Consider the following 22,769-nt stretch of genomic DNA (forward strand, 5'->3'; position numbering starts at 1 on the left):
AGTTGAATGGAGAAAGAAAAGGTCAGTGATATTTATACAATACATTAAATAGTTTTTCTATAAATAGTTCTGATAGACTGTACAATAATAAGAACGCCCCCATATGGGGGCTTGGATCTGCTTAATAACCATTAAATCCCTTGATTTCAAAGTTTTCTGTATCGAGATTTAGGCTATTCAATTGCTTTAACAACACCTCAAATTTTAAGCAGTTACCGTTTCTTAATTCATCTGGAATATATTTAGGATTTGCAATTTTCATGCCATTCTCAATCCATTGTTTTCGGTATAACTGAATTGCAGCTTCAATTAAGTAATCTGGCGTTACAATAAAACCTAAGCTTACTTCATGATCTTCACTGTAGCCGTATTCAAAATCACAACAAGGGCAGATTTCAAATGTTTTTTGATACTCACCATCATTGTTTAATGGGTTTTGAATTAATCCTTTATATCCGCAAATTAAACATGTATATAATTTTGGCATAGCAATCCCTCTTTATATATTTATAGTTCCTATTGATTTTTATAATAATTATAACCAGCCTTTTTATTTGGATGTTTTGGCTTAAAGTAAGTTATTATAGTGTCCTTATTACCTGAGCGTTCTACAGATAAAAATTCATTTGTCTTTTTATTATACTTATACAAAGGGATTGAGACAGTTGCAAGGAATGGTGAACCGTACACAGTTTTGAACGATTTGCTGTTTGCAACAGGCAATTTACATATTGGTCTGGGGTACGATTATTTAAAGTGCATTGCCTTACTAATCAATGTCAAAAGATTTTTTAGTGTAACAGAGTCATATGGAAATATTTCTGATAAATTAGCTGTTGCTGCTATGAAGGGTGTGCAATTTGATCAGTTCGAGGAAGCTTACAAAGCTTATAAAGAAACAGTTACAATAAATCAAAATAGCTTAATGGACTATTTAAGTGCTTTAATTACTCTGATAAAAGCAGGTGAGAAGCCACAAAAAGCTGGTGAAAGTTTAGCTATCATCATGAATAAACTTATTGAAATGAGTTGGAAAATTCAATGATATAATTGTTTTATGCAAAAGCCCTTATGCGGGCTCTTTTTAATTGTTGTTTGCAGTAACCAACTTCAAAATTTTCCGTATAGGATCTAATATCTCAGGGGTAAGTTTATATCCATCCCAGTGAATATCTGGTTTTTCTAAAAACTCTTTTAGATTTTTTCTTTCCACTTTAGGATCAGGATCATCTGTTAATCCAAGTATGTAATCAACTGAAACATCATATAGTCTAGCTAAAATAACCAACTTGTCCAAAGGTGGTTTTTTGCTTTCAGCTTCATACCCGCCGTAACTTGATTTTGCAATTCCAATTTTCTCAGCTAACTGTTCCATTGTTAATTTGTGTGCCTTTCGTAATTGACGTAATCTTTGGCCATACATTTTGAATAAACGCCTCCCAAAACCATCTAGTTCAATTATATGAGCTTTCATTTCTCAATAAAATAAAAAATCTCAAAAGAATTTCAAAATTTTCACGATTTCTGGCGGAAAATGCATTATAATGTGAAAGCATTACTTTAAAAATGGTAGCAATGAACTAGGAGGAAGTCATGGTAAGCAAGAAGAACAAAATTGTAGCGGCATTATTAGCATTTTTCTTCGGGGGTCTGGGAATACATAAGTTTTATTTGGGAAGAGTAGGACAAGGTATTCTATATATTTTGTTTTGCTGGACTGGTATCCCCTCTATTATCGCATTTATTGAATTCATTATTTTTCTTTGTGGTAGCGAAGAAGGGTTTGATCAAAAGTACAATTTTTATTACTTTCAGCAGCAATCTAAAGCTTAATTTTAAAGAGGGATATACAGTCCCTCTTTAAATAAAATAAGAATTTTAAAGATTTTTATTTTGAATTGGAGGCTCGGTTACATCCCACAGTTACCCTGATTGTCAATTCTTTTTTTCTTTTTCAGAGTCCTTTCAAATAAAAATCTTGCAACTTCTTTGTAAAACTGATCTAAGCTATCATCCTCAAATTTTTGGTCAATAATTCTAATTGAGCAGTTCTTTCTTAGTATAACCTTAATTGTTTTCTTCTTCAGTTCTTCATATTCTTCATATTCTTCATAGATTTGCTTCCCTTCATTAGACAAGCGGCAGCACAATAATTTCACAATCTCTACTGTATATCTCCTTTATAGAAATGGTTCAATGGGAATTCATTGCAGATATTACTCCATCTGAATTAGAAACAAGAATTGTGATCCTACGAAAAAAGGATCAGGATATGGTGGAAGAAGACCACTTATAATGTGTTTCTAGGTATTTGTAATTAAATTACAAATACTTTTAATATTTGCTCATGAATTCGTGGTATTATACTGAAGGGGACGATCAAAAGCTTTGGCATTAGTAATTAAGAATGTTTTAAATGTATACGAGTGCTACCTCAAAGTCGGAAAAAATATTATAGGAGGTAACATATGTTTAAGTTTAAAAAGAATTTCTTAGTTGGATTATCGGCAGCTTTAATGAGTATTAGCTTGTTTTCGGCAACCGCCTCTGCAGCTAGCACAGACTACTGGCAAAATTGGACTGATGGGGGCGGTATAGTAAACGCTGTTAATGGGTCTGGCGGGAATTACAGTGTTAATTGGTCTAATACCGGAAATTTTGTTGTTGGTAAAGGTTGGACTACAGGTTCGCCATTTAGGACGATAAACTATAATGCCGGAGTTTGGGCACCGAATGGCAATGGATATTTAACTTTATATGGTTGGACGAGATCACCTCTCATAGAATATTATGTAGTGGATTCATGGGGTACTTATAGACCTACTGGAACGTATAAAGGTACTGTAAAAAGTGATGGGGGTACATATGACATATATACAACTACACGTTATAACGCACCTTCCATTGATGGCGATCGCACTACTTTTACGCAGTACTGGAGTGTTCGTCAGACGAAGAGACCAACTGGAAGCAACGCTACAATCACTTTCAGCAATCATGTGAACGCATGGAAGAGCCATGGAATGAATCTGGGCAGTAATTGGGCTTACCAAGTCATGGCGACAGAAGGATATCAAAGTAGTGGAAGTTCTAACGTAACAGTGTGGTAGCAGATCATCTTTAATCAGGGGTAGCTAACGGGCTGATGATCGTTCCTTGAGAAGTTTTATAATCAATGATTATTAAAATCGTTAGTAATGGTTAAAGGTTGTTTTCTACTAGGTGAACGGCCTTGGAATTACTGGAGGTAGGGTATTCTCCATCTGGTTTTATAACTTTTCCTATAGGTTAATAGAATGGTATTTAAATGAGAATGCTATCAATTTTTTGTAGTCAGCGCTTGCTCACAACAGACACCTTTACATAACCCTTCTTTATCAAACATAAGCCTTACTCAAAATAAAAATATCTCAGTAGTTAACCAGAATCCTCATAACTTTATACTAGTTAACGGTGGGACTGTTAAGAACAAAAAGTCTAATTTATAAATGGGGACTCTACTGAACAAGACAGGTTAGTTCGAAAAGAACCCAACTTTAGGATTTCCTTAGAGGATTGTATCAGCTCGAACCAAGTTTTTTAATGCGACTAGCTATGGAAATTAAGAAAAGAACCTGGTGAAATTGCCCAGGTTCTTTTTATATTGCACAAAAACAGACACGGTGATATAATCACACTACGTGCGCTTTCTGGTTAAAAAGTTAGAGATATCCATCTTATAATTTTATTATATCCTGCTAGGAAGCTCTTGTCAATATTTATTTTTGAAGGGGAGATGTAGAATGAGTTCTTTGGTTCTCGGTTTACATAAAATTGAAAAAACACAGTTTTCGCTCGTTGGAGGAAAAGGGTTACATTTAGGGGAATTATCAAAAATTCAAGGTATACAAGTACCAGAAGGATTTTGTGTCACAACAGTAGGATATCAAAAAGCCATCGAACAAAACGAAACGTTACAAGTGTTGTTGGATCAATTGACCATGCTAAAAGTTGAGGACCGAGATCAAATTGGTAACATCAGCCGGAAGATTCGGCAAATCATTTTGGAAGTAGACATTCCTTCCGATGTTGTGAAAGCAGTGGCTCACTATCTCTCCCAGTTCGGCGAGGAACATGCCTATGCCGTGCGTTCTAGTGCAACTGCTGAAGATTTACCACATGCTTCTTTTGCCGGTCAACAAGACACCTATTTAAATATTATCGGCGTCGATGCAATCTTGCAGCATATCAGTAAATGCTGGGCGTCCCTATTTACGGATCGCGCGGTTATTTACCGTATGCAAAATGGATTTGACCACAGCCAAGTCTATTTATCCGTTATCGTTCAAAGGATGGTTTTCCCTCAGGCTTCGGGGATTTTATTTACCGCTGATCCGATTACCTCAAGCCGAAAGGTGTTATCCATCGATGCCGGTTTTGGACTTGGTGAAGCACTGGTTTCCGGATTGGTGTCTGCCGATTGTTATAAAGTACAGGATGGGCAAATCATCGATAAGAGAATAGCAACTAAAAAATTGGCTATCTACGGACGAAAAGAAGGCGGAACAGAAACACAGCAGATCGATTCTGATCAGCAAAAGGCTCAAACACTGACTGATGAACAAATTTTACAGCTGGAACGCATTGGAAGACAGATCGAAGCTCATTTCGGCCAGCCGCAAGATATCGAATGGTGTTTGGCCCGCGATACTTTTTATATTGTACAGAGTCGTCCAATCACTACTTTATTCCCCATCCCTGAAGCGAGTGACCAAGAAAATCACGTCTATATTTCTGTTGGTCATCAACAAATGATGACGGATCCCATAAAACCACTGGGGTTGTCTTTTTTTCTGTTGACGACTGCTGCACCCATGCGTAAAGCCGGTGGAAGGCTATTTGTTGATGTCACACATCATCTAGCATCCCCTGACAGCAGAGAAGTTTTCTTAAAAGGCATGGGGCAGCACGATCAGCTCTTAAAAGACGCACTTATGACTATAATAAAGCGACGAGATTTCATAAAGTCGATACCAAATGATAAAACAGCACCAAATCCCAGCAGAGGCAATGCAGATATGCCGGCTCAAGTTGAAAACGATCCGACAATCGTGTCTGATTTGATTGAGAGCAGTCAAACATCGATAGAAGAGTTAAAACAAAACATCCAAACGAAATCAGGATCAGATTTATTTCGTTTTATTCTGGAAGATATCCAGGAATTAAAGAAGATTTTATTTAACCCAGAAAGTTCGGTTGTGATTCGAACTGCTATGAATGCTTCATTATGGATTAACGAAAAAATGAACGAGTGGTTAGGTGAAAAAAACGCAGCAGATACACTCTCTCAATCTGTACCCCATAATATTACTTCAGAAATGGGTCTTGCGTTATTAGACGTCGCAGATGTGATTCGTCCTTATCCAGAGGTAATTGATTACTTACAACATGTAAAAGATGATAACTTTTTGGATGAACTGGCTAAGTTTGATGGCGGAAGCAAAACCCGAGACGCGATCTATGATTATCTCAGCAAATACGGAATGCGATGTACCGGAGAAATTGATATTACAAGAACTCGATGGAGCGAAAAACCAACTACACTTATCCCAATGATTCTTAATAATATCAATAACAGTGGGCCTAATGCCAGCCATCGGAAATTTGAGCAAGGGCGACAGGAAGCTTTGAAGAAAGAGCAAGAGTTATTAGATCGATTGAAGCAATTACCGGATGGTGAACAAAAAGCCAAAGAAACAAAACGAATGATAGATATCATCCGGAATTTCAGCGGGTTTAGGGAATATCCAAAATACGGCATGGTTAATCGATACTTCGTTTATAAGCAGGCTTTACTGAAAGAAGCCGAACAACTCATAGAAGCGGGCGTTATTCATGAAAAAGAAGATATATACTATCTCACTTTTGAAGAACTTCACGAAGTCGTACGCACACATAAACTGGATTATCAAATCATCAGCGCACGAAAAGACGAGTACACATTATATGAAAAACTATCTCCACCACGTGTTATCACGTCTGATGGTGAAATCGTTACAGGTGAGTATAAACGAGAAAATCTCCCAGCCGGAGCGATTGTAGGTCTACCTGTTTCCTCCGGAGTGATAGAGGGGCGAGCGCGTGTCATTTTAAACATGGAAGATGCTGATTTAGAAGATGGAGATATATTAGTTACCTCCTTTACCGATCCAAGCTGGACACCATTGTTTGTATCCATAAAAGGCTTAGTCACCGAAGTTGGTGGACTGATGACCCATGGAGCTGTTATAGCGCGTGAATATGGCTTACCTGCAGTTGTTGGCGTTGAAAATGCTGCCAAGCTGATAAAAGATGGGCAACGAATTCGCGTTCATGGTACAGAAGGCTACATTGAAATTTTATAATGTCTGATGTGTGTAGAGAGCCATCAGATATTCCGCCATCAGCCCTAACTAGAAGTTGGGAGGCTGCAATTGTACCGAATGATAAAGTTCCCGTTGAACTAACGAAGATCGATAGCACATTAAGAAAAGCTGGAACCTCTTGGAGGAGGTCTGGCTTTTCTATATAAAATTGGCGTAGTGTGCAAAAGCCTCATTTTGCGGGCGGCGCTTCTTTAAAGTGAATTTTTTATTACCAGCATTTAAACTTGTATTTGTGCTTAAAACAAGAGAAAAAGGAGCTAAAAAGCTCCTTTATAAATTTAAACAACTTTTGTATAAATAGCCGTGTAAAACCCGATTGAGTAATCAAAATAATGTCGTGTAAGCGTATAAGTATAACCGTTGTATTCTATTGTTGGCTGGAAGTCCATTGGCAGAGGACTAATGCGGTATATAGTGTCATAATCATATTCATCACTTTTTACTGCAACCTCAGACGAAGTGCCAGCAGCCAATGCGGGAATCGCGGATATGAGCATGCCAAAGGATAAAGCAGAACTCATTAAGATTTTCCTAATCTTCAATTACATCAACTCCATTTACAATTTATACATATATTATGTTGTAATTGGAAGTTATTTTGAAAGTGAATAATGGATCATAAAAAGTAAAAATCTCGATTTTAAAGGGAGCAAATATATGTATAGTAGACGACAGTAATGATAAGTATATTTATGCTGGAACCCAAAAAGAAGCAGCATACAATAATGAGTTTGAAAGCGGAATAAGAGTAAGGGTATGGTTCGAAGGCAACCACATACGAACATTTGAGAAAGAACAAAAAGAAGTAGATCCGTTTGGTGAATGTCCCTTACATATTAACTAAAGTGTAAGTCAATGAAACAATGAATAAAAAATACGAAATATAAGATATTGCTTTTGAAGAACTTGTTTTATGTTTTTCGAATGTATAGATAAGTGCAAAACCCAAGAAGAAAACTGTTACAAACCAAGAAGTGTATTGTGGAAAGATGGCGACCGCCAATACCATGATTGTTGAAAAAATAAATGAAGAGTAATGAGTTACTTTATGATCATCATTCAATGAAATCACCTCTACGAATTTTTACCCGATTTAGTCTGTGTATTACCAGCTTGTAAAAGATTCAATATGAGAAAATGAAGAAGTTTCTGGATAGATTTACACTACAGTTTATTGATATGTAGTTATGGAGTGAGATTGTTAAACATGACGGGAGGGAGAAAGGTTGCCGAAAATCGGAGTAAGCTTGATAGTGCTCATTATTTTCCTTGCAGGCTGCAATAAAAATGAACAAAACGGAGACGAAACAAAGATGCAGAGCCTAGTAGGCTATGTCGTGCTTAAAGACAATAATAGGGCAATTCTCATTACCACTACAGAAACTCCAGTAAAAGAAGATTACGATCTTTCTGAAGGACAACTTATGAACAAGTTTAAAAATAACATAGTAATTGTAGGATTAAGTGAGATTGAGATTGATAACACAGATGATCTCAAAAGAGGTGAAAAAATAAAAGTGTGGTTCCATACACTAAAAGAGTCAAATCCACCAAGTGCAACGATACAAAAATATGAATTATTATAAAAAAAATTGTTGAATTCTCATATAGATAACCTCTGAGACAACAAATGTTGTTCTATTGCATTGAAACTGCCAGTGACCAATATCAAGTTCAGTTATGTTAATTCAAGTGGTTTGATATGTTAGTGTCTTCGAACGAGACGAAATATTGGGAAGAGAGTCCGAATATCAATGAGTATTACAAATTGGTCACAGAATAAGAGACTTAAGAGAGTTGTCTGCATTGTATGTTTACTTGAAGGAGAAGAAAACGGATTTTAGGGTGCTTAGTCTTAATTCTTGTCAGGTCAAACTTTACTTGTTCCATAAAATGAAAACTTGCCGTTAATTATAATAACGTTTAATTTTGTGGCGTTTAAATATATGATTCTAGAGGTCTTATGAAAGAACCGTTCATCAAAAAATGAACGGTAGGAGTTAAAAAAGTAATGTCTTTTCCTTTGTGGCAAAAGGCTAAACATATTATTTGAGATCGTTAAGGACGATTTTTGCAGCCTCAGCGATAAGAGCATTATCATAATTAGCATCTTTCGTAAAGCGGTTTGACAGAATTGCCAAAACAATAGGAGCTCTGTTAGGCGGCCAAACGATAGCAATGTCGTTACGTGTCCCGTAGCTTCCGGCTCCAGATTTATCGCCGACTTCCCATCCTATTGGAGCGCCTGCCCGAATCAGTTCGTCACCAGTAGCATTGCCTCGCATCCAATCGGTTAAGATCGTGCGTTTGTCAGTCGTGAGAGTGTTATCTAAAGTGAAAGCTTTAAGATCGGTTGCCAGTGCTTTTGCGGTGCTGGTGTCACGAATATCACCAGGAATCGCAGAGTTTAGATCCGTCTCGAATCGTTTAGCTTTCGTTACATGATCCCCAATCTGTTTCAGTGACTTTTCAAAACCTTTAGGGCCGCCAAGCTGTTGCAGCAAGATGTTCCCAGCGGTATTATCGCTGTAACGGATAGCCGCTTCCGAGATTTCTTTTAGGCTCATGCCTGTATCTAGGTGTTTCTCTGTGATAGGAGAATATGTAACAAGATCGTCCTTGCTGTAGTGGATGACTTCATTAAGTTTTTCAATTGAGTTTTTCTTCAGGACAGCAGCTGCGGCTAGAACTTTATAGGTTGATGCGTAAGCAAATCGCTCATTCGGCCGATAGGCGATTGTCTTGTTTGAACCTGTATCAATTGCATAAACACCAAGCCTGGCATCAAATTTTTTCTCAAGTTGAACTAATTTTTTATTCGTTATACAGCTTGCCATGTTTGTGTCTTCTATGGATTTTGCTTCGGCATGCGTTGAGCTGTAAAAAGGTGTGAAACCAGTAATGCTTAAACATAAAAGCCCAACACATATTCCGAATTTTATTGACGCTTTATTTTTCAACTTCATCAAGCCTCCTCATTCAAATGATTTTGTATTACCTTTGAAATGTTTCCCATGACAGTTAGTGTAACAAACCCCTTTGCGCTAGTAAACATAGAATCAATTGATCTTATATTTTTAATAAGTTGGGAGAACAAGGGCAATTGCCCACCTACATGGTATTATATAAGAATAGGCAAATCAGAATACATATGCTGACAATGGCTGTCAGCAAAGTCATCTATTAGAAAGCTTTATCAATTGTGATTGGAGTGTTGTTGGATGCAAACGAGAAAAGTTTATCTCTACGTATTTCACACAATGTCAGACTGGGAATATGGATATTTAATTGCGGAACTAAACTCAGGGAGATACTTTAAACAAGATGCAGCATCTTTAAAAGTAGTTACAGTAGGGGTTAATAAAGAAATGATAACTACGTTGGGAGGATTAAGCATAAAACCAGATATTTCTCTTGACGAATGTACTCTTGGGAGTCAAGATCTTATCATTTTACCCGGAGGAAACACTTGGGGAGAAGATATTCATCAGCCGATCTTGAAAAAAGTTGGCGACGCTTTAAAGCTCGGCACGACTATTGCTGCAATTTGTGGGGCAACCTTGGGCCTCGCGAATGAAGGATACTTAAATTCGAGAAAGCACACAAGCAATGACCTAGACTATATGAAAATGGTCTGCCCTAATTACAAAGGAGAAACACTATATGAAAAGGAACCTGCAGTATCTGATAAAAATTTGGTTACTGCATCAGGAATTGCTCCTCTGGAATTTGCAGTAGAAGTATTGAAAAAATTAGATGTATTTGCACCAGATACATTGCGTTCATGGTATAAGCTGAATAAGACTTATAAGCCTGAGTACTTCTTTGAGCTAATGAATACAATAAATCGATAGAAAACACTTTAGCAGTTTTTTGTAGTGCTCCTGAACTTATGGGAGCATTTTTTATATGTGTCTAGGAGCTATATAAAGAAATGCAGAAACTTTTAAAAAGAATATAGATTGGTAAGCCTTAAAACTGTTCTTATTAAGGCTCATTTCATGATGCTAAAGATTCATTTGGAGAAGACTGTCTTGATCAGAAAAGACCCTTCCAATATATTGAAGTAAAAAGATATCGGGAGGAACTCTTTTGAAAAAGATGTTGATGTTAGCTTTTACATTTCTTTTGGCTTTGACTATCCATGTAGGGGAAGCTTCGGCTGTTATCGTGAAAGATGAGGAGAAAGTGAGTTTTACAATGACAGAAAATGAAAAATGGTTTATGAAGTCTGATGACCTAAATTCAAACCATTGGACATCTCACTTTGGGTACAGATTCACCATTTTCGATACTGAAGGATGTACAATTAACGCAAGAATCATGCGAATGACTTTGTCAGGATATGAAATAACCGTTAGTGAAAAAAACTTCTCAGGGGATCATTTTGATTTGAGTGCAACTGATCGAGTTGAGACGATGCCTTATAAGACTCATTATTTGATTTTGACAAAAGATCCAGATTGCGGAGATGTTAAAGTAAAAGGTCTATACGGTTTTCAGTTTGATCAGCCAGAATGGTAATAAAAAAGTATCTGGATTCTCACCAGCCTAAACGCCAGCCAAGCTAATGTCTACATGCAGACATTAGCTTTTTTCATTGTTTAATAGGCTGTCGTCAGGATTCTAGAAGACTTTCTCGTAATAGTCGTCTCCTGTCACATGAAGCCCAAATGACAGGGGAAATGTATATCATTCACACTTTCCGTCGTGAAAATGTAAATGTATTCATAAAAATCCCGCAGCATATCAGCAGTGCGCCGAGGATAATATTGATGGTGATCTGTTCGTGCAATTGCAGCCATCCAAAGAATAGGGCTAATACGGGAACAAACATTAATGCCATGGATGCTTTTGACGCTTGGATTTGATTGAGCACCCAAAACCATACGACAAAGGTAAAGCCGGTGGAAAGCAAGCCATTAAACAGCAATGACCACACCGCCTGATATGTCCACTCGGCTGAAGGGACCGGCTCAAATATAAAGGAAAACACCAATAACATGACGGCTCCCATCATAAGGTGCCAGGCATTCATGTGAATAATATCGATATGCTTGAATTGTAGCTTGCTGAACACATTCGCGATTCCCCAGCTAAGCGCTGCCGCAAGTACGCACAGCTCCCCAAATAAAGCGCTTTGATCGATATTGAGCATTTCCTTTCCAAATATAAATAACAGTCCGAAGAGGCCGCAGACCAGTCCCATCGTTTTATACACATTCATTTTCTCGTTTAATGAAAAATGGCTGATCACCGTAACAAATATAGGCATTGTATATACCAAAACAGAGGTTTTCCCTGAATCGACAAACTGCATTCCATACGTCAAAATCCCCATATAGCCCAGCCCCATCAAGAGGCTCATGATGATATAGCTTTTGAGATGTTCTTTTTTAATTGAAAGCTTTTTTCTTTGGATGAAGAGAATGAGAAATAAAGGAACCGCTCCGATGAACAGGCGCAAACCCGAAAATAAAAGCGGGGGGATGTCATGAATTCCTACTTTCATCGCAACCCAAGTATAACCCCAAATAAGTGTGACAGATATGATTCCCAGCATAACTTTTACCATAATGAAGCCGCCTTTCTTGTTTAAATATCGTGCTGGTTTCTATCATATGTTACATTTATGTATAACTGAAATACATTTTTATTATTGGGGGTATAACCAAATGGTTATGAACATGAACCATCTTCACATATTTGTAAAAGTCGGGGAGAAATTGAATATTACAGAAGCGGCAAAAGAATTGTTCATCTCTCAGCCGGCGGTAAGTAAAGCGATAAAAAACCTGGAGAGCTCACTGCAGCTCAAATTATTGATCAGGGATAAACATCATGGTTTAATGCTGACGGACATCGGAAAAGAAATTTTGCTGCTGGCGAGGCAAATGAAGGGAATTGAAAGCAAAATATATCAAGTAGCCAACCGGGAAAACAAGCTGTTAAACGGGAAGGTGAAAATTGGTTCATTTCCTGCAGTTTCAACAAATATCATGCCACAGGCGATTGCGGCATTCAGATCAAACTACCCGCTGATCCGCATAGAATTGATCGAGGGAACCTCTGACCAAATAAAAGGATGGGTTGAAGATCGGACGGTTGATATCGGGATCGCAGCATCTCCATTTGAACCGTTTGAAAATCAGCTATTGTGTAACGACTATATGGTGGCCGTCATCCCGCCGCAGCGTGACGAATTAAAACTTGAAAAGCATGTCGACCTTGAAACATATCAAGATGACCTCATTTTTTGTAAAGGCGGTCATGAAATCGCGATGTCAAACGCATTTTCGCAATACAACATCGAATTAAAGGAAAACTTAACTGTGCAAAATGCCGAAACCTTGATTAATATGGTCAAAAATAACTTGGGTATCGGCATCATTTCAAACTTTACACTTTCATCCGTCCCGCATCAATTGATTAAAAAGGACATCTTTCCTAGGGTCACACGCGATATTGGCGTCATCGCACATTCATTTGAAGAGATAACGCCGGCGGCGCATGAGTTTGTCAAGGTGTTGAAAGCAGTTGTAATCTGAATCAGTTATCGTGGTGCGATGAAATTTGAAGAAGATGAATACTCAGCGGCAGAGTAGAAAAAAGCAACCATTTGAACGTTGCTTTTCACTCTATTTGGGACTTGAATGCTAAGAAAAAGATTCACCAATCTCTGCCTTTGTGGGATTCTGCTCTTTAACTTGTTTTAATGATGCTACTATAAGAAAGCTAACAATCACTAGCAAGAGCCATGAACTTACCTTTCCAAGGTGTACGAGACTCCATGTATCGATTTGGTTTGGATATTTCCAAGCTCCAAAAAACGTAGCGATATTTTCCGCTATCCATATAAAAAATCCGATGAGTACAAAAGAAAGTGCGAGCGGCATACGGTAACGAGCTCCATTCACCTCGTATGTAACCCATGTTTGCCAAAAGACAATGATGACAAGCCCAGATAACCACCATCGAAAGTCTATAGAAAAATGGTGGGTGAAAAAATTCAAATAAATCGCTGCGGCAAGCGGAACAACTGCAAAAAAAGGCGGCCACTTAATCAGTTCAACCTTAAGCCTTCTCCATGCCTGGCACAAATAACTGGCTACACTTGCGTACATAAAACCGCTATACAAAGGTACTCCAAATATTTTGGAGTATCCTTCTTCTGGATAAGACCAGGAGCCCATATGGACTTTAAAAAGTTCCAGAGCAATCCCAATAAGGTGGAATAATGTGATCACTTTTAATTCATCCCGTGTTTCAAGACCGGAACGCACCATCCACAATTGCATGAGAACGCAGATAATGAGCAGCCAGTCATATCGCGGCAAGAAGGGCAGTGGGATGATTTGCGTAATAGCCAAAGAGGCAAAAATAACGGCAGGAAACAAACATGAAAGGGCTTGTTCCCAGCCAAAATGAACGATTTGTTTTATTGCTCTCATGATGTATGCCTCCTCCATAGTTGTGTTCTTCGTGTATGGAAGGGACGCTTAGTATAGCAGCTAGATGGATATAAGTTTATGTCCATAAGCTCACCGCCAATCACTTTATTTTTCTGTTGATCTTACATATTTTTTTACGAATCCTGTGTGTCTTCATCACTTCGGTATTCCAATATATCCCCGGGCTGACATTCTAAAGCCTTGCAAATCGCTTCTAAAGTTGATAATCGAATAGCCTTTGCTTTTCCGTTTTTCAATATCGAAAGATTAGCCATGGTGATGCCAACTCTCTCTGAAAGCTCTGTTACGCTCATTTTCCTCTTAGCAAGCATCACATCAATGTTGATAATAATCGCCATGTCATCACCTCAGACCGTTAAGTCATTTTCTGATTTTATATCTATCGCTTCTTTTAACAGTTTTTGAAGAACAGCAGCAAAGACCGCAATCACCATTGAAGCAAAAATAATAACCAATCCGATCACAATGATACCCGGTGCGTCGTCTATCTCGGCGATCAGATAAAAGACAGGCATGCCTGCTGCGTAAAAGATACTGATAGTGACTGCGCAATATTTTATATTCTTCAAAGCTCTTACAGACAAACCCGAGAAAGCTTTGTTTTTGTCAATATAGCTTAAAAGTTTGAACGCTTGATAAAGAGCAAAGTAAAAAGGTATCGCCGTTACATACAAATAGATGAAAACGAGATATTTTATATAAGCGATATTTGGAAATAATTCTGCTGAATAGTTGGCTATCTTAGGCACTAAAAAAATGCATAAAGCAAGAATTGGAATTCCAATAAGAACCAAAGCTATCTTTAAAAAAATTGTCGACATTCGATTCATAACAAGCACCTCATTTATTTGTTGTCTAATTGAATGTAACAAAAAATTTATCGTTTCTCAATAAAAAAATATTGAAATGAATTGATTTTTTGTTGTTATAGGAGACCCTTTTCATTTTTGACAAGACAAAAAAGCATCCCTCATCACTGGGAGATGCTGAACTACTTCAAACTTGCCGACTGAATGAACCGTGTGCCTCAGTGAGCTCAGGGATCGGTGTGAACAAAGCTAAGCTCTTTTATGAAGGTTTTTATCAACGTCTAAAGATTCAAACAAACGATGGGAAGAAATACATCAAAGGATAAGCGGCTGTTCATACTAATGATCGGGAGGTAAACCGACTTATGATACAAATTTTGATCACTGGTCTTTTTTTATTGGCTCAGCCGAGTGAGCCGCAGGACAGTTTAACGATCACACAGCAAGGACGGACGATTGCCACTGTTAACCGTGAAGACTTTACAATGCCTCTTCCCGGCACTCCAATGGTTGACTATGAAAAATACAGTAAATTCATCAAACAGCTTGATCAGAAAGTGTACCGTGAGCCGATAAATGCTGTCCTTAACGATCATGGAAGCATCGTCCCGGGCAGGGTTGGCTACAAACTGTATCAACAGGCGTTTATGGAAAAGTTTTATGCGTATTTTTATGGGCAAGGTCCCTCCAAGATAGAAGTGCCGGAAATGAACATTTATCCGAAAGTTGACAGCGAGCTGCTAGCTCACATCAGTACGCAGCAGCTTGGTCAGTACGTGACATATTTTAACTCAAGCAATAAAAGCCGTTCACACAATATTTCTCTTTCTGCAAAAGCAATCGACAATCACGTTGTTTTCCCTAATGAGACGTTTTCGTTTAACCAAGTTGTGGGAATGAGAACTCGGAACAAAGGATATAAAAGTGCACCCATTATTGTAAAAGGGGAGTTGTCTGAAGGTGTAGGAGGAGGAATTTGTCAGGTGTCCTCAACTCTATTTAATGCAGTCGATCGTGCAGGACTGCAGATCGTTCAGCGCTATTCTCATACTAGAAGTGTACCATATGTACCGCCCGGACGGGATGCGACGGTAAGCTGGGGAGGTCCTGACTTTCGCTTTCAAAACCAATATAACCAACCAATCTTAATTCGGGCAAAAAGGTATGGGGGAAGTATGATTATTACGCTATACTCTTCTGATGTGATAAACAGCAAATTGAGAAAAATCCCCAAAGCTCCATCTCGGATACCGAAAGAAATAAATGCAGAGCAGTAAAGACAAAACCTCAGGTAAGGTTTTGGTTAAGAGAGCTTGTAGATTGCTCAAAATCAATTCTTTAAGGAACGGCCAGTGAAAAGGAAGGAGGGATAAATGAAGTGAAAAGGGTATTATTTTCTGTAATTGTTTTTACAGCAGTTGGATTTACGTTTTGCCAATCAAAAGCGCATGCCCTGACTTTTACGGTGTTGCCTATTACACAAAAAACAGACCAGTGGTCAGTAAAAGTAAGTGAAGCAAAAAATGCAAAGGAATTTGCGAGACCTCAAAAAGGAGAATATCAAGTATATTCCTTGGAAGTCAAAAATATAGGGGAAAAAGCAGCTACAGTGGATGTGCAATTGTATAGAAATGACCCTAATTCAATCACAAGGTTTTCGCTTTTTGGATGTCCCGATGAAAATTGTGTCAAACCAAAAGAAGATTCTAAAATGTTAGCTGAAAGTTTAAATGATGGCTCACCGCTGAAGTTCAATCATTTTATGCTGGCAGATAAGGCCTCTGAATTAGAGGTTGTTATAATTTGGACACAGAAGGTGCAAGAAGGACGCAATTTAAAACAGACCTTTAAATTCACTGAAGATGGCGTTAATTAGACAGTAAAGATGGAATGGCTTTGGTGATTCGATCTCTTACTTTGCCTGAGGAAAAAACGAAAATAATTGTTGGAAAACCAATCATAGCTGAGCCAAATGTCAAAGTGACTGTGATTTATGACTATAGAGAAGAACCAGAGGCCTTTTGGATACTTTATCCGATGGGAGTGAAATGTTTGTCGATGATCACAAAGTCTTTATTGAATACGAATAGAGACTTTGTGACTGACTGCGCATTTCAGCATAATATTTTACTGATAATGACAGTGACACCTAAACAAGTGCAGCCCGTTCATCATTAAAAAACTCTAATTTCGAAATTTTCAGAGTTCAATTTCAGTCAATTCAGTTATCATCGAAAGAAGAGGCACAAAAGTCACCAGCTATTTGGACAACTTTTAGCGTTTTTTTTGATGGGAGATTTGTGACTCACGAGATCATGAGTATAAATAAATTTGAAAAGTTACTTAATACACTAGCTTGATTTTTAATAATAAAAAGCCATTTTAAGGTTCTTGACTCAATGAAACAAAAAATGCATTTAAGAGCTGTTATACGTTTTAATCTTGTCTTTAGAGAGCACTTTAATTTAAGTCAAAAGTTTAGACAGTCATCTGTTAGATCATTAGCCCTTTTTTATTTTCTTTTCGGTAACATTTTGATCATATTTTCCTACTAAAAAGTTAGGAAAGTGGGGAAAAACATGAGAAAAAAGAATAATATTAAGAAATGGCTATTGATCATTGCTGTATTCTTGATCATCTGCATCACCACATTATTAGTAATGGTGTCAGGAAACGAAGTGAAATATGAGGGCAGCGGGAAAAGCGGACTGTGGATGTCTAACCTTGAAAAATCAGACAAAACTTCAATTGGACCCAATTATTTTCTAAATCTATATTGGCAGGGGAGTAAGAAGGAAGAAAAGTGGACTGTTGTTGAAAGAATTACTCTGTATGTAGATGGCGAAAAGTATCAAGATGATAACGTAGATGAGTACGACTTATCAGAGTACACAGGTGATGAAATGCCAGGTGGGGGACGCATGGAGGACCATATTGCCACCTTTGATTATATGCCTGAAGATGAAGTGATAGGACATGATGTATTAGTAAAAGTGGAGTGGAGGACAGGCCAGAAAAAACAGACAGAAGAAATCAAATTACATAAGAAGCCATGGTATAAAAAATAGCTTATTCGCTGTATTTGTGATCACATTGGTTGTCACTTTTTTATTTGCGGATTCCTAGGCACAGCAATCTAAGATTCTGCATAGGCTGAAATAAAATCTTGTTCATTTCTAAAACGAGGTGCATGCTGTTGGAACAACAACCAATCAATCATGATGACAGAAACGTGCCGCAGCCTATTCGAAGTGATGGAGCTGGAGCTATTGATGCAGGCCCGCGAAATATGATGCGGGATATTCAAAATCCGAATATACTTGTTCCGCCTGTCACAGATGAAGGTATGATTCCTAACTTGAGATTTTCATTCTCAGACGCTCCCATGAAATTAGATCATGGCGGCTGGTCAAGAGAAATCACTGTAAGACAGCTTCCGATTTCGACTGCGATTGCAGGTGTAAACATGAGCTTAACTGCGGGAGGCGTCCGTGAGCTTCATTGGCATAAGCAAGCGGAGTGGGCTTATATGCTTTTGGGACGGGCACGTATCACCGCTGTTGACCAAGACGGACGAAATTTCATTGCTGATGTTGGTCCCGGCGACCTATGGTACTTCCCAGCAGGAATTCCGCATTCCATACAGGGATTGGAACACTGCGAGTTTCTGCTCGTATTCGATGATGGAAACTTTTCTGAGTTTTCAACGTTAACCATTTCAGATTGGCTTGCACACACACCAAAAGACGTTCTGTCTGCAAATTTCGGTGTCCCAGAGAATGCTTTCAACTCTCTTCCGTCTGAGCAAGTCTATATTTACCAAGGGAATGTGCCGGGATCAGTCGCGAGTGAAGACATTCAGTCACCATATGGAAAAGTCCCCATGACCTTTAAACACGAGTTGTTAAATCAACCCCCAATTCAAATGCCAGGGGGGAGTGTACGAATTGTGGATTCTTCTAACTTCCCAATTTCAAAAACGATAGCCGCTGCACTTGTTCAGATTGAGCCTGGCGCGATGAGAGAGCTTCATTGGCATCCCAATAGCGATGAGTGGCAATATTATCTAACAGGACAGGGACGAATGACGGTATTTATCGGAAATGGGACTGCCCGCACATTTGATTATAGAGCAGGCGACGTTGGATACGTACCTTCTAATGCTGGCCACTATATACAAAATACTGGTACAGAAACATTATGGTTTTTAGAAATGTTCAAAAGTAACCGCTATGCAGATGTGTCACTCAATCAGTGGATGGCATTGACGCCTAAAGAATTAGTGCAAAGCAACTTGAATGCTGGATCAGTCATGCTTGATTCTCTGCGTAAGAAGAAAGTGCCTGTTGTGAAATATCCCGGTACGTAAAGACGTAACAGATCACACAGCTGCCCTTCATATCTTTTTAAAGTAGATAGAGCTGAATTTTGGCCTGTGTTTTATTAAATCCCTATATATACGTTATGTAGGGTTTTTCTGCTTGAATCGTATTGTAATGAGCTTTAAAATGTTAATGTGGAAATGAAATGGTAACCATTCGATAATGGGGATTCAATGGCCGATTTCTACCAGTTTGATTGGCTTTAAAGGAGGAGAAGAAATGAAAGCACTCATATTTTTATCCAGTTTGACTGCCATTGGGAGCTCTATATTGGGGCGATGGTTAGGGATGCTGGATGATTCTTATGCTGTTGGCGATGCTTGGTTTATAGGTGTTTTAGCTGGATTGATTTCACTTCTAATATTGATTGACAGTCAAACGATGACAAAGAATTACATAGTAAGTTTAAGTACGATACTAGGCATTCTTGGAGTGGGATTTATATATTTTCCAGCTGCATTCATCAACATATTATTAAGTATTACACTGGATAAACAAAAGAAAGAAGACCTTCATGTAAGATGAAAGAAATTTCATTTAATTCTTAGGAGGGAAAGTGTATGGATTTACCTCTATGGGCTTATATCATATTTGCAATCCACAGGTGCGGCAGGTTTCATAAGTTTAATGTGGTTCAGTTTTTTTGCTGACAAAATAGAAAAGTGAAGCGATTTTATAAAAATGTAAACTATTTTATATGAAAGGAATAACATTGCTTATTTAAGTTTACATAATAAAATTATTTCAAACTGATGCTAAAGATAACTAATTGATCTATGTACTAAATATTCATAATTACTAGAGGGATTGGCACCTAAGGAACAAAGCTATTTGACAAGTTCTTGCTAGAGAATTTTTTCAATCACTACATATGATTTTCTGCATCAAGAAGCTCAGCTGAATTATTTTTGGGTGAATTTACTAATGATGAAACCTGGTATGCTTCCATGTCATCAGCATCATAAGGCAGCAGCAAACTTTGCAGATAATCAGGGCTTGTATTTTTGGGGTTAAGCCACTCCTTTTCATGATCATGGGCCAATATAACCGGCATTCGGTCGTGTATATCTTTCATGAACTCATTAGGCTCAGTTGTTATGATGGTGCAGGTATAAAGAGGGTATCCTTGATGTGTGCTCCACTTTTCATATAAGCCAGCAAACGCAAAAAGAGCAGATGATTTCAATTTGATCCGCATTGGGATTTTGGTTTTGGAATCAAGCCGTTTCCATTCATAAAAACTGTCTGCTGGTATGATGCAGCGTTTGCTGACAAGCGGTCTTCGAAAGGCCGGTTTCTCGGTAATTGTTTCGGCTCGAGCATTGATCATTTTATAACCGATCTTTTCATCTTTTGCCCAAGGTGGAATAAGTCCCCATCTAAGCTTGCCTAAGCGATTATTTGATCCATCATTGATGATTGCAAGGATGTTTTGTGATGGTGCGACATTATAGCTTGGCTGGTATTCACCTTTAGGAAAAAATTGATCGATGTCAAACTGGTCAATAATATCATCAAATGCAGAGAACAAAGTAAACCTGCCGCACATATCCATCATCCTTTTTAGGGGTTTTTGAATAGTGTGTGGGACGAACGTTCATTTAATACAGGTCCAGAACAATGATTTCTTTTCACTTGCGATAAACTGGTATAATAAGAAAGCCAGTTAAGAAGTTATTGTGGAAAAGAACATATGCTTTTTTGTTTGACCGACGCTGGATCTTGATGGAATTACAAGGATCGCTTAAAAATAGCCTATAGTATAAAAAGAGGCACAACGTTTTTAACGCATGGCCTCTTTTATATCAGTAGCCAAATACCAGAGTTGTACTTTGTGATCCGGCATATTTCGTGACAAATTCTTTTGTATATTCCGGCGTTTGGACACGATAGCTATAGTTTGACCCGGGATTCCAAGAAGTCAGCGGAGAGGTTTGCTTGTTGAGTGATGGATAGCTGCCTATGTCTTTGAAATAACCAGTGCCCTTGTCGTCAAGGATGCCGCCTTTTTCACTGCCTTTCCCAAAGTAATTATATTCGGAATATATTTTTGCTTTTGTAGCAATTGTAATCGCCTGGTTAAAATTGTTGCTGTAATTGTTTTTAACATGAAAGTAACCGTATCTCATCAGACCTGGGCCTCTAACATACAAGTTCTCAAAATAATTATTGGCGATTGTCATGTGAGGGTAGCCGTCATATTGATGCTGAGAATCATCCGGGTATCCTAAAATCAAACCGTATTTATGATTCGCAAATTTTGAGTTGCTGATCGTGATATAATCTGCGGATTTTCCGATATACAGGAGTTTGTCCAAATCACTTCCGCTTGCACTATAGCTATGACCTGAGAATGTGACGTGATCAATCCAATAGTTCATACCGGAATCTAAATAAAGCTGGATATCATTATTTCCGTTAATCTGCGGACTGTGTTCAAACGTTAAATTTTGAAAAATGACATTTCCAGAAGCTGATGAAGTTGTTAAATAAATATTTTTCAGCGTTTTTTTCGCGTAAGAGCCCACGAGTGTTTTATTTGAGCCAATGGTAACTGTTGTTTTCGCAGATGCGGAAAGATCATTTTGAAGCACTAAAATTTTCGGAGTGGATCCTCCTAGATGGGTTTTTAAATCATTTACGCTTTGAATGTAAACAATCTGCCCGTTTTTTCCACCCGTTGTGCCCGTTTTAGAAATGCCTTTTTCATTTTTGGCATTTCCGGCAAAACCTAAAAGGCCATTTGTTGAGGTATTCGGAAAATCGGCTGCACCTAATGCTTTTCCAGGCAAGAGAACCAAAAACAAACTAAAGACGGTGAACCATAAACAAAGTCGTTTCATCACAATATGCTTCCTTTCAATTTTAATCATTTCCTTGCGGGGATTATTATTACAGTTAATGGAAAGGAATAATAGGTTCTATCTTCCTAATTAATGTTGGGTTACTTAAAAAATAGAGATTGCGCCAAAAGACATACTAACAATTGAAATAGAAGAAAGGATTGATACACCGTTGACTGCAGCAGCTTATCGAAACACCTTGCTATCACTTTTATGTTTAACAGCTGGAATCGTGGATGTAATCGGGTATTTAAGCCTGGGACATGTGTTCACAGCTAATATGACTGGAAACATTGTATTATTGGGGTTAGCTATCGGCAAATCCATTCAGGTCACTGTTTTTAATTCCTTGACTGCGCTAATCGGATTTATATGCGGCGTGATCATTGCTACATTGATGGTCGGAAAGGCGGAAAATACCCTTTGGCCTTCTGCTGTGACAAAAGCCCTCGCACTTGAAGCATTCATTTTGTTTGTCTTTGCTTGTCTTTCTTTTTACCGGGCATTTGTTCCTGTGCACATTCTAATTATACTCATGAGCATTTCTATGGGGATTCAAACTACAGCAGCAAAAAAACTGGGGATTGCAGGTATTTCTTCAACTGTGTTGACCGGCACTTTGGCTTCTCTTTTAGAGGATATATCCGGCCGTTTGTTTTTTAAGAAGCAAAAGAAGACTTTCTTAAGAGATACTGTGTTAAGAGCACTGGCTATTATTTTGTATTGTGTAGGGGCTATTATTGTTGCTCTGGCTGAGCCTGATTTTTATCACTTCATTATTTGGGTTCCGATTGTGCTGATCTTTGGCATCATGATGACAGCTAAGTTGAAACTGAGCGGGGAAAAATAGCTTTTCCTG

At 38.1% G+C, this 22,769-nt stretch carries 25 protein-coding genes and 7 pseudogenes; 20 read left to right on the forward strand and 12 right to left on the reverse strand.

All coding sequences use genetic code 11. The features are described 5' to 3' along the window. Nucleotides 1-121 precede the first annotated feature (121 nt). A complete protein-coding gene (locus MKY10_RS11485) occupies nt 122-487 on the reverse strand; it encodes a hypothetical protein (RefSeq protein ID WP_015251934.1) in 366 nt (121 codons plus the stop codon). A 29-nt stretch (nt 488-516) separates the two neighbouring features. After that, a pseudogene (locus MKY10_RS11490) lies at nt 517-648 on the reverse strand (SAR2788 family putative toxin); the annotation flags it as partial. A gap of 46 nt (nt 649-694) precedes the next feature. Between MKY10_RS11490 and MKY10_RS11495 the strand changes: the two are divergent. Next, on the forward strand, nt 695-1,045 hold the full coding sequence (locus MKY10_RS11495; RefSeq protein ID WP_044052683.1) for a hypothetical protein: 351 nt from the start codon (nt 695-697) through the stop codon (nt 1,043-1,045). A 39-nt stretch (nt 1,046-1,084) separates the two neighbouring features. Here MKY10_RS11495 and MKY10_RS11500 read toward each other — a convergent pair whose 3' ends face one another. Continuing rightward, nucleotides 1,085-1,423 (reverse strand): helix-turn-helix transcriptional regulator, encoded by a 339-nt coding sequence (locus tag MKY10_RS11500; RefSeq protein WP_015251936.1) that lies wholly within the window; start codon nt 1,421-1,423, stop codon nt 1,085-1,087. 170 nt (nt 1,424-1,593) lie between these two features. Between MKY10_RS11500 and MKY10_RS11505 the strand changes: the two genes are divergently transcribed. After that, entirely contained in the window at nt 1,594-1,833 is a 240-nt protein-coding gene (locus MKY10_RS11505) for a TM2 domain-containing protein (RefSeq protein WP_003231362.1), read from the forward strand. Between the two features lie 77 nt (nt 1,834-1,910). Here the strand turns inward: MKY10_RS11505 and MKY10_RS11510 are convergent, their stop codons facing one another. Beyond that, the gene (locus tag MKY10_RS11510; RefSeq protein ID WP_015251937.1) at nt 1,911-2,159 is read right to left on the reverse strand and encodes a hypothetical protein; all 249 of its coding nucleotides are present in this window, start codon (nt 2,157-2,159) and stop codon (nt 1,911-1,913) included. Nucleotides 2,160-2,468: 309 nt separating this feature from the next. Between MKY10_RS11510 and xynA the strand changes: the two genes are divergently transcribed. Both xynA and ppsA read left to right on the forward strand, forming a co-directional pair. Further along, nucleotides 2,469-3,110, forward strand: coding sequence for an endo-1,4-beta-xylanase XynA (xynA, locus tag MKY10_RS11515; RefSeq protein ID WP_015251938.1), 642 nt, complete (start codon nt 2,469-2,471; stop codon nt 3,108-3,110). A 672-nt stretch (nt 3,111-3,782) separates the two neighbouring features. Continuing rightward, complete coding sequence (gene ppsA, locus MKY10_RS11520; RefSeq protein ID WP_061891179.1) at nt 3,783-6,383, forward strand: phosphoenolpyruvate synthase; 2,601 nt, start codon at nt 3,783-3,785, stop codon at nt 6,381-6,383. A 299-nt stretch (nt 6,384-6,682) separates the two neighbouring features. Here the strand turns inward: ppsA and MKY10_RS11525 are convergent, their stop codons facing one another. Next, nucleotides 6,683-6,946, reverse strand: a complete 264-nt coding sequence (locus MKY10_RS11525; RefSeq protein WP_015251940.1) for a hypothetical protein — start codon at nt 6,944-6,946, stop codon at nt 6,683-6,685. Nucleotides 6,947-7,059: 113 nt separating this feature from the next. Between MKY10_RS11525 and MKY10_RS11530 the strand changes: the two are divergent. The 3 genes and pseudogenes from MKY10_RS11530 to MKY10_RS11540 form a co-directional block, all read left to right on the forward strand. Then, nucleotides 7,060-7,212 (forward strand): annotated as a pseudogene (locus MKY10_RS11530) (hypothetical protein); the annotation flags it as partial. 418 nt (nt 7,213-7,630) lie between these two features. Next, nucleotides 7,631-7,990 (forward strand): DUF3221 domain-containing protein, encoded by a 360-nt coding sequence (locus tag MKY10_RS11535; RefSeq protein WP_015251942.1) that lies wholly within the window; start codon nt 7,631-7,633, stop codon nt 7,988-7,990. Nucleotides 7,991-8,097: 107 nt separating this feature from the next. Next, nucleotides 8,098-8,187, forward strand: a pseudogene (locus MKY10_RS11540) (SMI1/KNR4 family protein); the annotation flags it as partial. A 262-nt stretch (nt 8,188-8,449) separates the two neighbouring features. Here MKY10_RS11540 and bla read toward each other — a convergent pair. Then, nucleotides 8,450-9,370: a class A beta-lactamase gene (gene bla / locus MKY10_RS11545; RefSeq protein ID WP_048654904.1), complete on the reverse strand. Its 921-nt coding sequence runs from the start codon at nt 9,368-9,370 to the stop codon at nt 8,450-8,452. A gap of 255 nt (nt 9,371-9,625) precedes the next feature. Here bla and MKY10_RS11550 point away from each other — a divergent pair, with 255 nt between their 5' ends. Both MKY10_RS11550 and MKY10_RS11555 read left to right on the forward strand, forming a co-directional pair. Continuing rightward, complete coding sequence (locus MKY10_RS11550; protein WP_046381095.1) at nt 9,626-10,258, forward strand: type 1 glutamine amidotransferase family protein; 633 nt, start codon at nt 9,626-9,628, stop codon at nt 10,256-10,258. Between the two features lie 238 nt (nt 10,259-10,496). Further along, the gene (locus MKY10_RS11555; RefSeq protein ID WP_029318068.1) at nt 10,497-10,928 is read left to right on the forward strand and encodes a hypothetical protein; all 432 of its coding nucleotides are present in this window, start codon (nt 10,497-10,499) and stop codon (nt 10,926-10,928) included. 172 nt (nt 10,929-11,100) lie between these two features. Here the strand turns inward: MKY10_RS11555 and MKY10_RS11560 are convergent, their stop codons facing one another. Next, entirely contained in the window at nt 11,101-11,979 is an 879-nt protein-coding gene (locus MKY10_RS11560) for a DMT family transporter (protein WP_046381094.1), read from the reverse strand. A 100-nt stretch (nt 11,980-12,079) separates the two neighbouring features. Here MKY10_RS11560 and MKY10_RS11565 point away from each other — a divergent pair, with 100 nt between their 5' ends. Further along, nucleotides 12,080-12,952: a LysR family transcriptional regulator gene (locus MKY10_RS11565; protein ID WP_004399248.1), complete on the forward strand. Its 873-nt coding sequence runs from the start codon at nt 12,080-12,082 to the stop codon at nt 12,950-12,952. 108 nt (nt 12,953-13,060) lie between these two features. Here the strand turns inward: MKY10_RS11565 and MKY10_RS11570 are convergent, their stop codons facing one another. From MKY10_RS11570 to MKY10_RS11580, 3 genes and pseudogenes are all read right to left on the reverse strand, one after another. After that, a complete protein-coding gene (locus tag MKY10_RS11570) occupies nt 13,061-13,855 on the reverse strand; it encodes a DUF817 domain-containing protein (protein WP_046381093.1) in 795 nt (264 codons plus the stop codon). A 105-nt stretch (nt 13,856-13,960) separates the two neighbouring features. After that, a pseudogene (locus MKY10_RS11575) lies at nt 13,961-14,214 on the reverse strand (helix-turn-helix transcriptional regulator). 9 nt (nt 14,215-14,223) lie between these two features. Then, nucleotides 14,224-14,706, reverse strand: a complete 483-nt coding sequence (locus MKY10_RS11580) for a DUF2975 domain-containing protein (RefSeq protein ID WP_033883966.1) — start codon at nt 14,704-14,706, stop codon at nt 14,224-14,226. Between the two features lie 344 nt (nt 14,707-15,050). Between MKY10_RS11580 and MKY10_RS11585 the strand changes: the two genes are divergently transcribed. From MKY10_RS11585 to MKY10_RS11625, 9 genes and pseudogenes are all read left to right on the forward strand, one after another. Beyond that, entirely contained in the window at nt 15,051-15,962 is a 912-nt protein-coding gene (locus MKY10_RS11585; protein WP_046160466.1) for a VanW family protein, read from the forward strand. Nucleotides 15,963-16,063: 101 nt separating this feature from the next. Further along, on the forward strand, nt 16,064-16,561 hold the full coding sequence (locus MKY10_RS11590) for a hypothetical protein (protein ID WP_046381092.1): 498 nt from the start codon (nt 16,064-16,066) through the stop codon (nt 16,559-16,561). A 23-nt stretch (nt 16,562-16,584) separates the two neighbouring features. Further along, nucleotides 16,585-16,775: pseudogene (locus MKY10_RS11595) on the forward strand (hypothetical protein). Then, nucleotides 16,723-16,895, forward strand: a pseudogene (locus MKY10_RS11600) (hypothetical protein); the annotation flags it as partial. The pseudogenes MKY10_RS11595 and MKY10_RS11600, both read left to right, overlap by 53 nt. Beyond that, nucleotides 16,890-17,045 (forward strand): annotated as a pseudogene (locus tag MKY10_RS11605) (YoaP domain-containing protein); the annotation flags it as partial. The pseudogenes MKY10_RS11600 and MKY10_RS11605, both read left to right, overlap by 6 nt. 39 nt (nt 17,046-17,084) lie before the next feature. Next, entirely contained in the window at nt 17,085-17,240 is a 156-nt protein-coding gene (locus MKY10_RS11610; RefSeq protein WP_128484048.1) for a hypothetical protein, read from the forward strand. A gap of 24 nt (nt 17,241-17,264) precedes the next feature. Continuing rightward, entirely contained in the window at nt 17,265-17,753 is a 489-nt protein-coding gene (locus MKY10_RS11615) for a YdhH/YoaO family protein (RefSeq protein ID WP_046381091.1), read from the forward strand. 122 nt (nt 17,754-17,875) lie between these two features. Next, nucleotides 17,876-19,054, forward strand: coding sequence for an oxalate decarboxylase (gene oxdD, locus MKY10_RS11620; protein ID WP_046381090.1), 1,179 nt, complete (start codon nt 17,876-17,878; stop codon nt 19,052-19,054). Nucleotides 19,055-19,286: 232 nt separating this feature from the next. Next, nucleotides 19,287-19,592, forward strand: a complete 306-nt coding sequence (locus MKY10_RS11625) for a membrane protein (protein WP_004399414.1) — start codon at nt 19,287-19,289, stop codon at nt 19,590-19,592. Nucleotides 19,593-19,932: 340 nt separating this feature from the next. Here MKY10_RS11625 and MKY10_RS11630 read toward each other — a convergent pair whose 3' ends face one another. Beyond that, complete coding sequence (locus tag MKY10_RS11630) at nt 19,933-20,616, reverse strand: SOS response-associated peptidase (RefSeq protein WP_061891180.1); 684 nt, start codon at nt 20,614-20,616, stop codon at nt 19,933-19,935. A gap of 256 nt (nt 20,617-20,872) precedes the next feature. Beyond that, a complete protein-coding gene (locus MKY10_RS11635) occupies nt 20,873-21,910 on the reverse strand; it encodes a polysaccharide lyase family 1 protein (RefSeq protein WP_024571748.1) in 1,038 nt (345 codons plus the stop codon). 172 nt (nt 21,911-22,082) lie between these two features. On the opposite strand from MKY10_RS11635, the gene MKY10_RS11640 reads away from it, so the two are divergent. After that, nucleotides 22,083-22,760, forward strand: a complete 678-nt coding sequence (locus MKY10_RS11640; RefSeq protein ID WP_004399503.1) for a YoaK family protein — start codon at nt 22,083-22,085, stop codon at nt 22,758-22,760. Nucleotides 22,761-22,769: the final 9 nt, after the last annotated feature.

Source organism: Bacillus sp. FSL P4-0290 (assembly GCF_037975435.1).
Taxonomy (GTDB): domain Bacteria; phylum Bacillota; class Bacilli; order Bacillales; family Bacillaceae; genus Bacillus; species Bacillus subtilis.

Excerpts from the sequence above, each read along its gene's own strand:
- MKY10_RS11485 (WP_015251934.1), bottom strand. The coding sequence starts at position 487 with ATGCCAAAATTATATACATGTTTAATTTGCGGATATAAAGGATTAATT.
- MKY10_RS11500 (WP_015251936.1), bottom strand. The coding sequence starts at position 1,423 with ATGTATGGCCAAAGATTACGTCAATTACGAAAGGCACACAAATTAACA.
- MKY10_RS11505 (WP_003231362.1), top strand. The coding sequence starts at position 1,594 with ATGGTAAGCAAGAAGAACAAAATTGTAGCGGCATTATTAGCATTTTTC.
- xynA (WP_015251938.1), top strand. The coding sequence starts at position 2,469 with ATGTTTAAGTTTAAAAAGAATTTCTTAGTTGGATTATCGGCAGCTTTA.
- ppsA (WP_061891179.1), top strand. The coding sequence starts at position 3,783 with ATGAGTTCTTTGGTTCTCGGTTTACATAAAATTGAAAAAACACAGTTT.
- bla (WP_048654904.1), bottom strand. The coding sequence starts at position 9,370 with ATGAAGTTGAAAAATAAAGCGTCAATAAAATTCGGAATATGTGTTGGG.
- MKY10_RS11550 (WP_046381095.1), top strand. The coding sequence starts at position 9,626 with ATGCAAACGAGAAAAGTTTATCTCTACGTATTTCACACAATGTCAGAC.
- MKY10_RS11560 (WP_046381094.1), bottom strand. The coding sequence starts at position 11,979 with ATGGTAAAAGTTATGCTGGGAATCATATCTGTCACACTTATTTGGGGT.
- MKY10_RS11565 (WP_004399248.1), top strand. The coding sequence starts at position 12,080 with ATGGTTATGAACATGAACCATCTTCACATATTTGTAAAAGTCGGGGAG.
- MKY10_RS11570 (WP_046381093.1), bottom strand. The coding sequence starts at position 13,855 with ATGAGAGCAATAAAACAAATCGTTCATTTTGGCTGGGAACAAGCCCTT.
- MKY10_RS11580 (WP_033883966.1), bottom strand. The coding sequence starts at position 14,706 with ATGAATCGAATGTCGACAATTTTTTTAAAGATAGCTTTGGTTCTTATT.
- MKY10_RS11585 (WP_046160466.1), top strand. The coding sequence starts at position 15,051 with ATGATACAAATTTTGATCACTGGTCTTTTTTTATTGGCTCAGCCGAGT.
- MKY10_RS11610 (WP_128484048.1), top strand. The coding sequence starts at position 17,085 with ATGAAACAAAAAATGCATTTAAGAGCTGTTATACGTTTTAATCTTGTC.
- MKY10_RS11615 (WP_046381091.1), top strand. The coding sequence starts at position 17,265 with ATGAGAAAAAAGAATAATATTAAGAAATGGCTATTGATCATTGCTGTA.
- oxdD (WP_046381090.1), top strand. The coding sequence starts at position 17,876 with ATGCTGTTGGAACAACAACCAATCAATCATGATGACAGAAACGTGCCG.
- MKY10_RS11625 (WP_004399414.1), top strand. The coding sequence starts at position 19,287 with ATGAAAGCACTCATATTTTTATCCAGTTTGACTGCCATTGGGAGCTCT.
- MKY10_RS11630 (WP_061891180.1), bottom strand. The coding sequence starts at position 20,616 with ATGTGCGGCAGGTTTACTTTGTTCTCTGCATTTGATGATATTATTGAC.
- MKY10_RS11635 (WP_024571748.1), bottom strand. The coding sequence starts at position 21,910 with ATGAAACGACTTTGTTTATGGTTCACCGTCTTTAGTTTGTTTTTGGTT.